Genomic DNA, 11892 nt, shown 5'->3' with positions numbered 1-11892 from the left:
TGGCTTTCTGGCTGCATTTCGGCAAATTTAAGCATGCTGGAAATAAAAAACGACTCACCGGAAAAATATAACCACAGGGGGGTAATTAAGGCGAAGATGAAAAAGAGCGGCAATATTCCTGAGATAAACACCAGACTGAGTTTATTTCGTACACCTTTCACTTTGGACCTTCCTGAATTAAGGATTCTATTTTAAAATCAGCATGCTTAAGCATGACATAAGTAGCAGCGAAATGGCAATCTTGCCACCCGCCAGCACACGCGGGCCGCGCCTTAACCAGGGTTCTGACCATACGCGATAAACGCTTATGGTGATAAATGAGGCCTGAACGGTCCATGTCAACATTCTGAACAGGTAACCGGTCATGGTCAGATGCGTGATTGTCTGCATCATTTCGGCACAATAAATGACAATCAAAGCCAGCATGATGTAGTTCAACAGCCGTATTTTGTAATGCGCAACCCATGAGCCGCAAATAAACAGAATGACCGAGACAAAGGTTAATATTGCCCACAACATATCAATCCAGTTCATGATGCGCTTCCATTTTAGCCGGCGTCTGCGTTAACAACAGGCGTATGGCCGGACCAATAACGGGCCAGGCCGTATCTGAGAGGATCACCACTGCCGATTGCTGCTGCGGATCGAACGCTATGGCGGAGGTAAAACCGGAGGATTCACCATCGTGCCAGGTGATGTCCCGCCCATGAATGCGGGTGGTAAACCAGGCGTAACCCACGCGTGAATCTGCATCGTCAGTGGAAAAGCGTGGCGGCATTGCCGCGCTACCGGCAAGGCCGCCGGCCAATAAAGTCTGCGCATAATGCGCCATGTCGATGATAGTCGAGCGTACGCCGGCAGCCGGTGTAAACGCGCGCTGTATCCATGGCGCTTCGGCAAACCCGGACACCGCCCAACCGTGGTGAAACGTGGATGTGTCGGGGGTTAACTCTTCGGCAACAACGGTATTTGCCATTTTCGCCTGCGCAAAAACCCGTGTTTGCAATAGCGTAGTAAAAGGCTGATTTGCTGCTCGCGACAGCGCCAGGCCCAGCAAGGCGTAGCCGGTGTTGGAGTAATCAAACCTGGCGGGCGCGGTTAAGTGGGTATGATTCACCATTTCGATAACCGATTTTTCGTCATACTCCCAGAAATTTTCACGGAGGATTATCCGGCTGATTATCCGGATCTTCTGGCGCAGCGATGAGGCCAACGGCGGCAGGCCAGAGCGATGTGATGCCAGTTGCTCAAGAGTTATTTCTCGCGCCGGGCCGCTGATTTCAGGAATAAGTTCGCCGACGCGCGTTTGCGCTGTCGCTTCACCCCGACGAAATGCCTCCATGAGTAAACTGCTGGTCATGGTTTTGGTCAGGCTGGCGATTTCATATTGCTTGTTGTAATCACTGTCCCAGAGTGCGTATTGAACTCCGCGTGGCGTGATTAGCGCGGCGGCGACGCTGCCTCGCGATCCTTTCAATAACGGCGTTAAAAATGACGCCATACTGGCATCTCCCGTCTGGCGAAGAGACGGGGTGCTGAAACCGGGTTGCAGGTAAATACCAGCGGTAATCAGTGAGATAAATACCGTGCCCGCAGCGAGCAACCGCGCGTGGCTGCGAAAGTGACATTTGTTCATGGCGCGGCCTCAGAATGTGTACTGGATCAGTGACGACAAGGTGTACTGCATCCGGCTGTCCACCAGAGGGCTGCTCCCCGCTTTATCGAACAGGTACTGCGCCCGGCTGGTCAATCCTGCCGCCAGGTTTTTATCGAAATGCCACACCAGTTCGGCATACAAACCACCTTGCTGGAAACCTGATGAAGGGGAATAAAATTCAAAATCGGTGCGTTGTGCCTGGTGCGTCGTCACGCCGTAGTGGCGCTGCTGGTAGGCGCTGTTCGCCCAGCTTATGTCACCGCCGACCGAGAGCGCGGCACGCTGCCAGCGCCAGAGCACTGTTTCCACGCCGCTGGTGATGATTACGCTTCTGCCGGGAGATTCGTCGCCATAACGCTGATTTTCAGTGGCGGCTAACAGTCGCAACCACAACGTCCAGTTTTGTTGTTGGTAGCGCAGGTCTGCTCCAGCCATCACTGCGGCTGACAGGTTGCCCATCCCTTGCAGATCGCGGTTTTTACCGCCGGAAAACGTGTAGTTAAACACCTCTTTTCGCGCTTCATCTTTCGTTAATAGCAAGCTCACGCTGAAGGGCGAGTCCGGCGTCAGTCCCCATATCAGCCCGTCGGTAGACAGACCGAACAACCCCCAGTTTTCGCTATGAAGATTCACGCCCGCTTTCAGCAGTGGTTCCACTGCCGTGTGGTTTGAACCCGAATAAATAGGCTGGGCGCTGACGCCCAGCCCGGCAAAACCGGACAACTCTGCGCTGTGTATCGGCGCACAAATCAGTAACGCTGAGAACAAAACACCCTGTTGCAGACTGCTTTTCATTCGATGCCTCTCCTGGCAAAGGTGGTTGAAGTGGATGCAGGCTAGCCTGTTGTTTATCGTTTTACAATAAGTTTTTATTGTTTTACTTTAATCTTCATGACGAGTACAACGTGGTTTGGTTGGGAGACGGGTACAGGAGGAAGCGGCCGCTGTGGCGCTATTTTTGTTATCTGATGATGCGAGTTATGTCACGGGCAGCCAGTACGTGGTTGATGGCGGGTTGCTGCGTTTATAAACGTTTATTTCAATAATGGTGTGGAGGAGTGATGAGTTTACGGTTTGAAAATGCGCTTCCCAGGAGCATCGTTTGTGTGCGCGTTGGGGGGCCATGGAACGAAACGGTGCCGGTTGGTTTTCAACAAATTATTGGCTGGGCGCAGGAGCAGGGTATGGCTTACAGAGAGGCGCTGGTGCTTTACTGGGATGATCCTGTGCAAACCTGGGCCAAAAGACCGGAGACTTTAGTTTAGACTGGCCCTGTTTACAGCGGGGAGAGCAACGGTCGTTCTTACCGGCTATATTTATCCGATATTTCCCTGCGATATAATAAAGTCAGTCAGATTAAAAAACGTTTCATTTTTAATTTGCTTTCAATGAGTAACTGGAAAACGATGTTTTCTGTTTTACTTTGACATTTCTTGTCGCTAAATAAAAACATGCATGATACCTTAAAATTTCCTTCATTCTGCTCTTCATAATCGTTCACCGGCAGGATGTTTTTTATTTTTAAATGAGTGATGATTTTTCCATAAGGGCCAAGATTCAACTCAACATTGCTTAAGTTATTGCCTTCTTTGATAAAGGAAGATAATGGCTGAGGGGATATAAAAGAGCATCCCCCGGCAGAGATATCATTTAATTCGTATTTGTAAGTCGTACCATTTTTGTAGCGGCCAGAACAATAGAATCCGGCATTAAAATCTACCTTTATTCTATAAGGTATTCTGCGCTGGACTACGCTTATAGTATCAGGAATAAAAAAGTATATTCCCTCCGCGCTATCCAAAAAAAGACTATTTGTCGTAAACTCTATTTTGCCTGTTGGGCTATAAATAATAAAGTAATAGCCAGCCTTTGCCGATGACAGAAACGGCGAGAATGGTAAGTTGAGATAACCGGTGGAGCCGTCAAGTCTTTTGAGGGTTGTTTGCCAGCGTTCTCCATTGCAGTATAAGTATACTTTTGATTGAATTCTGAGTTCCTCTCGCAGAATCGCGAGGATTTCGTATTTAGCATTTTTAGAAAACCCTTCTGACACATTATCTTCTGATAGTGCGCTGACACCATTTTTTTTATCATGTTTTTTCATGCTTTAGTTATATATACCATTAAAAATCATAGTGTCATCCTGTGTTTTTTTAAATAAAAAGATATTGATGCCGCGTTGAGTTTTACCGTTTATAGCGAGAGTAAAATAAATATTATATCCTTATTATTTATATGGTGTGTGTCTTATTAAAATAAGTCTCTCTCTTAGAGACCATCGCACATTCTCATGCTATCAACGAACGGGATCCTCATGCCTAAAGCTGTATTCGTGCTGAAACCCGCCGTGGCGCACTGGTATGAAATTACACATCTGGCGGCTGACAGACCACGTTGTGGGTCTGTCAGAAATTATCCTGGTGGCCAGGCGATTAGGCTTCTTTGCTGGCAAACCATATTGTCCACGGATCTTTTTCGACGATCGGCCCGGAACCTGCAATGTGTTGTTCGATATGATGAATAAGCTGGTCGAGTTCATCATCGTTCAGATAATGCAGAATGGATCGGCCTGTACGCATCCGTAAATCCTGCGCCAACTGTTCGAAGTGCTCATAGGTTCGCCGTGTCTCCCAGACGGTCACGGATATAATACCGGTAAAACCTGCCGCTTTTAGAGCATCACATACCCGTTGCTTTTGCGGCCTGCGCTGAATCTCCATTGCTGTGAGTCGAGGGAAAAGCGCAAAAAAGTAACCCCTGATGTGATCCTTCGAGCCAGGGATCTGCACATCCTCTGGCGTCCGGTCTTGTATGATCACGTGACCTCCGGGGGTGAGTACCCGGAACGCTTCAGAAAAGCAGCCGTTCAGTTCAGGGAGGTGGTGAATCAGCGCGCGCGCAAAAACGATATCCACGCTTTCCGGGGCCAGTCCGGTATGCTCTGCTGTGCCTTGCCGGAAAGAGACATTAAGGCCGTTGCGGCGGTGTTCGTTTGCTGCTGTTACCATTTGCGCAGAGAAGTCGATACCGATCACTTCCGCAGCCCCCAGGTTTGCCCAGGCTGCGGAGTAAATTCCTCCGCCACAGCCAATGTCAGCTACCCTCAGGCCCTGAGGGGATATCAACTGAACAATGGTTTTCGTCCAGTCTTCATGAGCCGTCCTTCCTGTATAAGTGTATTTATTTTGCTCTGAATGGAAGTCGATATTCATATTTCCCCCTCCTTCGTTGTATGAGGCGGGAATAGGGTAGAGGGGAATTGATGAGCTGTAAAATATATTAAAAGTTCTATTTTAATACTAAAAAAGTATCATAATAAGAACCCGCTCAGTCCCGGACATTCTTCAGCGCGGCTTGAGTCCTCGCTCTCTGGCTAAGCTCACCAGTCGGCCGAGTGGCGAATCTGAGGGTGTTTCACGGTAAGCAAGGGTAAGAGGTGTGGTAAAAGCGTGCTCGCCAGCCAGCGGCCGGTATACCACGTCTCTGTTCAGAATGCATTTCAGCGTCTGGGGCAACAAGGAGACCCCTTTTCCGGCAGCAACAAGGGTCACCGCTGAGAGCAGACGAGGAACTTCTTCAGTCACGTTCAATTCAAACCCGGCTGATCGGCACGCTGCCAGCAATCGGTCCTGCACGCCGGGCCCATCTGCCTGGCGGTACAGTATAAAGGGCTGATCGCGGAGCATATCCATACTCATTGGTCCTGCCACGCTCGCCATCGGATGATCCACAGGAAAAGCCGCTACCATGGGCTCTTCATCCAGCAAAACCGAGAGTAATGAGGGATAGCGCGTGACCGTCGAACGCACGAATACGGCGTCCAGTTTCTGCTCCCTGACGGCTTCCAGCAATGTTCGCGTATTGTTCTCAGTGACACTCAGAGTAATAAGGGGATAATGCGTGCCGAAGGCTTTCAGCAGTGCAGGTACCGCTTCATGCATTGCGGCTGAGCTTGTGTAACCCACGGCGATATGACCAAGCTCTCCCCGCGCACTTTTCCTGACATGCAGCACCGCTTCATCGGCCTGTGCCAGCAACTGGCGTGCTTTGACCAGAAACACTGCCCCGGCTGTATTCAGTTTGATCCGGCGTGGTGCGCGCTCAAACAATTCAACACCCAGTTCAGTTTCCAGGTCACGTATTTGCTGACTCAGGGGGGGTTGCTGAATACCGAGGCGTTGAGCCGCACGGGTCATATGCTCTTCTTCTGCAACAGCCACGAAATATCTCAGATGGCGAAGTTCCAAGGTAACCTCTTCCAGGTATGAAAAAAATATCATCGTACAACTAATTATATATTTTACATATCATTAGTCCACCAATATCATGCGGCATAAATTTAAGCCATGGAGTTGTCGGACACAAAACTCTTTAACCTCCTGTTTCGAAAATAAAATAAATATACATTCAAACTAATGGATGAAAAATTATGAACTGTCATTAAATTTTAATCATTGATACTCACCACGCCAGGAAACGTTTGAACGTTATCGGTCGCTATCTAAATTATATGATAAGGTGATTTTATGTCTGTTTTATTTGTTAATGTGCTACGAGCTACAACCATTCTGGTGTTAACGGCTACGACAGGAAAAGCTGGATAAGCGGAATATCGACGTTATCGTCGATTAGCGCTTTAAATCGGCAAACCTCTTTATTCAACCCTCACAGAATAAACAATTTCAGAAATTTGCAGCGGAGATAGGAACCACTCCCGATAAAATACGCAATGCTGTGGTATTGAAAGGGGAGATGCTGGACAAATTATTTCCCGGCATCGGGCCGTGTCCCAAGCCGGGGAACCATTCCCCCGGCTTTGGGTCCCGGTTCAGACCTGCGCGCCGCCCTACAACACACTCTGGCCGAACGGTTAATACGCTATCTTTTGCAGGCGACGCCTGAAGAGAATGACGATGCGCGATCCTCGGTGGCATTGTTTTTGTACCCGCAACGTCATAGGGCCATCGCCAGCAAAGGCGGAAAGGACTATTTTAAGGTGGCTACACGGTATTTGAGTTTCGTCTCAACCAGATGCCGCAGTAGGAGCGAAAGGGGCTGTGGTCCACCGTGCTACCGGCACTGGCGAAGAACAACAATCAATGGAGTCAAAGCGATGAGTGTTATCACGACGGCCGCGCTGCAACGTCGACGCGGAGCAGATGTTCTGCTGGAAACCCTATCCAGCGAAGGGGTGGAGTACATTTTTGGCAATCCAGGCACAACTGAATTACCGTTGATTGACGCTCTGTTACGTAATCCGGCACTGAAATATATTCTTGCCCTGCAGGAGGCCAGCGCTGTAGCGATGGCAGATGGCTATGCCCAGGCATCGGGAAAACCGGGGTTCCTCAATTTGCATACGGCAGGGGGGCTGGGGCACGGCATGGGCAACCTGCTTAACGCGAAGGTTTCACAAACGCCGCTGGTGGTGACGGCCGGGCAACAGGATACGCGCCACGCCATCAGCGATCCGCTCTTGTATGACGATCTGCTCAGCATCGCGGCCCCCGCGGTGAAATGGGCGGAGAACGTCTCTAATGCGGCCCAGCTGCCGGTGCTGATCCGGCGGGCATTTCACGACGCGAATGCCGCCCCAGGCGGACCGGTATTTCTCGCGCTACCCATGGACATTATGGATGAGCTTTGCGATGTCGCGATTGGCGAACCCTCGCAGATAGATCGACGAGCGACAGGCGGCTCGCTACCGCATCTCGCGAAGCTCCTGGCAGGATATCAACCCGGTAAAGTGGCTCTGATTGCCGGTGATGAGATTTACAGCAGTCACGCTTCAGCGGAGACTCAGCAGGTTGCTGAGCTCCTGGGCGCGCACGTTTACGGTTCATCCTGGCCTTCACGCATCCCTTTTCCGACATCACACCCTCTGTGGCGTGGCAATATGCCCACCACGGCGCGCGGCATCGCCGGGATCCTGCAAAACTATCAGGCAATTTTTGCTTTAGGCGGGAAGTCGTTAATTACTATTCTCTACAGTGAAGGCCCGGCCGTGCCGGATAATTGCGCGGTGTACCAACTCTCTGCGGACGTGAACGATCTTGGGCGATCTTATGCGACGCGGCTCTCGGTAGTAGGAGATATCAAGGTATCGCTCAACGCGATGTTGCCGATGCTGGAGAACGCCACGGCCGCGCAGCGCGAACGATATAACGACCTGATTGCGCGAGCGCGGGATGAGAAGCAGTGGGCGCGCGAAGCGCTGGAGAAAGAGGTGCAGGCGAAGTTCGGACTACCGACGATCGCTCCGCTGGTGGCCGCCCATGAGGCGGTGCGTGCGATCGGCCCGGATGTGGCGATTGTGGATGAGGCATTATGCGTTTCTTCGCTGGTGCGCCAGTTTCTCTCCAGCGATCAGGCCGGCCAGTACGGTTTTATGCGCGGCGGGGCTTTGGGCTGGGGGATGCCGGCAGCTATTGGTTACTGCCTTGGGCGCGGTCGTCAACCGGTGGTATGCCTGGTTGGCGATGGGGCTGCCATGTACTCACCGCAGGCGATGTGGAGCGCGGCGCATGAAAACCTTCCGGTTACCTTTGTAGTGATGAATAATCAGGAATACAACATTCTGAAAAATTTTATGCGCAGCCAGCAGCACTATACCTCCGCGCAGACCAATACTTTTGTCGCCATGGATATCGCCCAGCCGAAGATAGACTACCAGGCGCTGGCGATCTCCATGGGGTTAACAACACAGTGCATTCGCCGCGCCGCGGATATTGCGCCAGCCATTGAGGCCTCAATCGCCAGCGGAAAACCAGGGTTGATTGAGATTATGGTCAGCACCAGCTAACTCGCCCAGGATTGGGGGGCGGTCAGCAACGACCGCCGTGGTGTGAAGATTTTTTGAAGGAGGCATTACGCGCACCGGGAGTTGCTGACAGCGAGTGGATTGGCCCCTGTTTTTCACCCGCTTATCATTTAACCCATTTACAGGTCCGCCGCCGCAGCTATTCCCGCGGCGGCGGATGCCATTGGTCGTCATGTTCGAAGACCTGCGCATGGTGCTTTAGCGCTGTTAACCTGCTTGCTGGCTTTCCCGTGATATATCAGGCTTCAGCAATAAGGCTCAATAGCGCAGCAACAGCCTGCGGGCCACTTTTAAGGCGGGGACGCGATAAGCTCGTTACAGTCGCCGCTGAACATCCGCATAAGGTCGTCCCGACTAAACCCCGGCGCTTTCCGGTTTTGGCTGACGAATGTCATCCTTACAGGAAGCTTTAAAAAGCGTTGCTAAGGCCAGTATTGTCCAGATACAACCTTGCGGTTCTGGGTTATCACTGCCCGGGCTGCCCGCTGAAGAACCCATTTATTTCTGTTGTCCGTGAAATTCACGCTGCGCAAGCTGCACGGTGAGCGTTTCGATACGCTCGGCCATTTGCCGGGTCAGTTCCGTCAACTGCGTATTTTGTTTCAGTAATTCCAACAGTTGTACTGACTGCTCCTCAGCGAGCATCTGGCGCTTCGTCATGGCGTCATCCAGATCTTCGCGGTGTTGCGCATCCGCCAGCGCATGCGCCTGATCGCGTTCTGCCTGTCGGGTTTGCGCCAACAGGATCAGCGGAGCTGCATAAGCAGCCTGTATACTGAATGCCAAGTTGAGTAAAATAAAGGGATAGGGGTCAAACTTCACGGCGCCTGCAACGTTCAGAACAATCCACACGATCACCGCGATAGTCTGTCCAATCAGAAATGTCGGCGTACCAAAAAAACGCGCGAAGGCTTCTGCTTTCAACGCAAACCATTCATCGCCGAAAGTATGCGTAATCCCTTTTAAGGGGCGATATAAACGAAATTTTTTATCTGTATGCATATCAAAAACTATCCTGTTGGAGGAATTTGCCGGACCGCCAAATTTTAGGCCTCAGTGAGAGCTGAAGCCCTGTCATACGAGAAGATACGCTAAGTATGTTATACGTTAGCTATAGCGACTGCATATAATACTCGCTTACGGTTGCACTGGTACCCATGGCCTGTCAGGCTGCGGAGAACCTGAGCCTTGCGGCCGTGTATTCAAGGTTAACCCCGAACAGTACGCAGAGTTCATCAATATGCCCGATGCTCCGGTCAAGGATGATCCCGTCACGCATAAACTATTGCAAAGAAAGCTCGGTGAGTTGGTCAGTGGAGAGGCGGTGCGCGATAAATACAGGAGCGGACACTGTACCGACGATTGCTTGCAGCAGAGCGGCTGTCGAATTTATCGAAAGCTCCATTGGGCCGTAATGACAAATACTGAGGGTATGATAATACCGACATCCATCCCAAAATAAGACGTAAAATTATACTGGAACCCATGATATATATAGGGAGAAAAACCTATTCCTGTTACTTTCTTAAAGTCATGGTATGAGCCATGATCGCCGCAATCACTGAAAGCGTCAAAGAAAAACTCACCGACATATCCATATATCCCTTTGAAAACCCAGCCGTTATCCCAGCCGACCCAATCTCTTCTTACGCCGGCAGCCAGACATCGGTCATTAAAGCTGTTTTTCATTGTGCCTAAAACAAAGCTATTTTTTGAGTCATCCGAGAATTTTCGCTCAACGGAGATAAAGTTATTTTCAAAATTTTCAGTATACTGCCCGTGATTGTGCGTTAAATGATAAACGTATGAGCCGGTATTTATTGAGTACAGGTTTATTTCATCGGCAGAACAATGCCATGAAACCAAATATAAACTTCCGCACCACAGCCATGTGGAATATCGTTTCCGGATATCCTGTTTGTATCTCACACTATCCATACTCCCTCACCTTGACTAAGGTACTGAAAAATATCTCAGCTTATCCTCGGTTTCCGCTGTATAAATTTTAGCATATTTCGGCATGTCAGGGAGACGCGCTACGGGATAGGGGGGGATGATGACAGGTTTAACAGACATCTCAGAGTCATGTACGGGCTGAACCCACCCCGGTAGACATCTCCTGCCCTCACGACGAGGCCTGTTCAATGGCCTCCGGGCTGACGCTACCGGGATGGCTGGTTCAGGCTTTTCTGGCGTGAAACAGTCCGTTTTCGCCATCGCTCTCTTCTTCAACCCAGAAGTTGATATTGAACTGCGCGTCATCGCTCATCTCGATGCGATGCCAGTACTGCGGCGGGCTGGTGGCAAACTGACCGGCGTTAATCACCACCTTCACTTCCGGCTCGGTCGCCTGTTCATCAGCAAAGCCATAGTAGATGACCGTTCCTGCCATCACGCACAGCTGGCCGAAGACGCCGGCGGCGGTATTATGGTGGCTGAGCAGGGCGGCGGGGACGTTCTGTTTAGTGAAGAACGGGGTGGAACGTTTAACTCTCCAGTGAGCAGGAATACGCAGGTGAGACATCGTCAGCTCCTTAGTGGATATATAAGATGCATTAAATATGCATCTTTAAGGGCGGTATCGTCAATCAACAGGCAAAAAAAACGCTCCCTGAAGGAGCGTTTTACTCTCACCGACTTAGCGGCCGAAAAGATCGCGTTTTTTAGGTTTGAAAGGCTGAGCAATCAGCACCAGCAGCCCCACAAGCAGATAGGCGGCGAAGATCCCCACCAGCCACTGCGGCATCTCCAGCGTCAGAAACTCCCACTGACGAACGGAGCAGTCGCCGCTGGCGACGAACATCTGCGGGATCCACTTATCCAGCGGCAGCCACGTCGGAAAACGGGCGGCGAAATCGCAGGTCTGGAACGGGGAGGGGTGCAGCTGAAGCAAAGTGTGTTCCCATGACAGCTGTAGTCCGCGCAGCGCGCTGTACAGCCAGATAGCCAGCGCCACATAGCGCAGCGGTGTTTTCGGCGCGATGGCCCCGACAATACCGGCGCCCATAACGCCTAATAACGCACAACGTTCATAAATACACATCACACAAGGTTGCAGCAACATCACATGCTGGAACCACAGCGCGACTAATTCAAGGATAAAAGCGGTTAACGCCATCAGGAGCCAGGCTCCGCGTCCCCTTGAGCACTGGTTTAAATATCGCAACATAGTTATTTCCCTGGAACAAGCTAAATCATGGCAGTGTAAACGAAAACCGAACCGACGCCAGCAGCAAGCCCGAAAATATTACGTAAAAGAGTTTTGATTCCGCCACCGCCGCCACGCTCAGCGCATCGAGGAAGGCGGAGGGAAGGCCGCCGCGAGGCAACTGACTTCGCCCGGCATTCCCCCCATGGCGGGGGGGTAACGAAAAGTTGAAAATGAAACGGCGATCCCCTTTTAATTACTTCCAGG

At 51.0% G+C, this 11892-nt stretch carries 13 protein-coding genes and 2 pseudogenes; 5 read left to right on the top strand and 10 right to left on the bottom strand.

Features of this window, described 5'->3' with window-relative positions:
- Window positions 1-186 precede the first annotated feature (186 nt).
- From FNY10_RS11190 to FNY10_RS11180, 3 genes are read right to left on the bottom strand one after another with little or no spacing between them, the layout of a single operon-like run.
- Window positions 187-534 (bottom strand): hypothetical protein, encoded by a 348-nt coding sequence (locus FNY10_RS11190; protein WP_160704502.1) that lies wholly within the window; start codon window positions 532-534, stop codon window positions 187-189.
- Entirely contained in the window at window positions 521-1636 is a 1116-nt protein-coding gene (locus FNY10_RS11185) for a serine hydrolase domain-containing protein (protein WP_160704504.1), read from the bottom strand. Before FNY10_RS11185 ends, FNY10_RS11190 begins: the two co-directional genes overlap by 14 nt.
- A gap of 9 nt (window positions 1637-1645) precedes the next feature.
- Entirely contained in the window at window positions 1646-2452 is an 807-nt protein-coding gene (locus tag FNY10_RS11180; RefSeq protein WP_160704506.1) for a MipA/OmpV family protein, read from the bottom strand.
- A 136-nt stretch (window positions 2453-2588) separates the two neighbouring features.
- On the opposite strand from FNY10_RS11180, the pseudogene FNY10_RS11175 reads away from it, so the two are divergent.
- Window positions 2589-2687, top strand: a pseudogene (locus FNY10_RS11175) (SDR family oxidoreductase); the annotation flags it as partial.
- A gap of 31 nt (window positions 2688-2718) precedes the next feature.
- Window positions 2719-2922, top strand: a complete 204-nt coding sequence (locus FNY10_RS11170) for a hypothetical protein (protein WP_202395489.1) — start codon at window positions 2719-2721, stop codon at window positions 2920-2922.
- 86 nt (window positions 2923-3008) lie between these two features.
- On the opposite strand, the gene FNY10_RS11165 is transcribed toward FNY10_RS11170, so the two are convergent.
- Window positions 3009-3761, bottom strand: coding sequence for a PilZ domain-containing protein (locus tag FNY10_RS11165; protein ID WP_202395490.1), 753 nt, complete (start codon window positions 3759-3761; stop codon window positions 3009-3011).
- 328 nt (window positions 3762-4089) lie between these two features.
- Window positions 4090-4869 (bottom strand): class I SAM-dependent methyltransferase, encoded by a 780-nt coding sequence (locus FNY10_RS11160; RefSeq protein ID WP_160704508.1) that lies wholly within the window; start codon window positions 4867-4869, stop codon window positions 4090-4092.
- A gap of 66 nt (window positions 4870-4935) precedes the next feature.
- On the opposite strand from FNY10_RS11160, the gene FNY10_RS27320 reads away from it, so the two are divergent.
- Complete coding sequence (locus FNY10_RS27320) at window positions 4936-5034, top strand: DNA/RNA-binding winged helix domain-containing protein (RefSeq protein WP_416309069.1); 99 nt, start codon at window positions 4936-4938, stop codon at window positions 5032-5034.
- On the opposite strand, the gene FNY10_RS11155 is transcribed toward FNY10_RS27320, so the two are convergent.
- Window positions 5002-5937: a LysR family transcriptional regulator gene (locus tag FNY10_RS11155; protein ID WP_227699364.1), complete on the bottom strand. Its 936-nt coding sequence runs from the start codon at window positions 5935-5937 to the stop codon at window positions 5002-5004. The genes FNY10_RS27320 and FNY10_RS11155 overlap by 33 nt on opposite strands.
- 833 nt (window positions 5938-6770) lie before the next feature.
- Here FNY10_RS11155 and FNY10_RS11150 point away from each other — a divergent pair.
- The gene (locus FNY10_RS11150; RefSeq protein WP_160704512.1) at window positions 6771-8459 is read left to right on the top strand and encodes a thiamine pyrophosphate-binding protein; all 1689 of its coding nucleotides are present in this window, start codon (window positions 6771-6773) and stop codon (window positions 8457-8459) included.
- A gap of 516 nt (window positions 8460-8975) precedes the next feature.
- Here FNY10_RS11150 and FNY10_RS11145 read toward each other — a convergent pair.
- Complete coding sequence (locus FNY10_RS11145; RefSeq protein WP_131047807.1) at window positions 8976-9479, bottom strand: DUF1003 domain-containing protein; 504 nt, start codon at window positions 9477-9479, stop codon at window positions 8976-8978.
- Between the two features lie 152 nt (window positions 9480-9631).
- Between FNY10_RS11145 and FNY10_RS26895 the strand changes: the two are divergent.
- Window positions 9632-9774 (top strand): annotated as a pseudogene (locus tag FNY10_RS26895) (DUF1778 domain-containing protein); the annotation flags it as partial.
- A 92-nt stretch (window positions 9775-9866) separates the two neighbouring features.
- Here FNY10_RS26895 and FNY10_RS11140 read toward each other — a convergent pair.
- The 3 genes from FNY10_RS11140 to dsbB all read right to left on the bottom strand — a co-directional run bounded on the left by FNY10_RS11140 (window position 9867) and on the right by dsbB (window position 11646).
- Window positions 9867-10415, bottom strand: coding sequence for a hypothetical protein (locus FNY10_RS11140; RefSeq protein WP_224742540.1), 549 nt, complete (start codon window positions 10413-10415; stop codon window positions 9867-9869).
- Between the two features lie 241 nt (window positions 10416-10656).
- A complete protein-coding gene (locus tag FNY10_RS11135; RefSeq protein WP_131047808.1) occupies window positions 10657-11001 on the bottom strand; it encodes a DUF1971 domain-containing protein in 345 nt (114 codons plus the stop codon).
- A gap of 114 nt (window positions 11002-11115) precedes the next feature.
- Complete coding sequence (dsbB, locus tag FNY10_RS11130; protein ID WP_100682362.1) at window positions 11116-11646, bottom strand: disulfide bond formation protein DsbB; 531 nt, start codon at window positions 11644-11646, stop codon at window positions 11116-11118.
- Window positions 11647-11892 lie beyond the last annotated feature (246 nt).

This window comes from Klebsiella sp. Lac1, assembly GCF_009825425.1.
Classification (GTDB): domain Bacteria; phylum Pseudomonadota; class Gammaproteobacteria; order Enterobacterales; family Enterobacteriaceae; genus Klebsiella; species Klebsiella electrica.
Note: the sequence above shows the minus strand (reverse complement) of the source record. Positions and strands in the feature narration are given on the sequence as shown.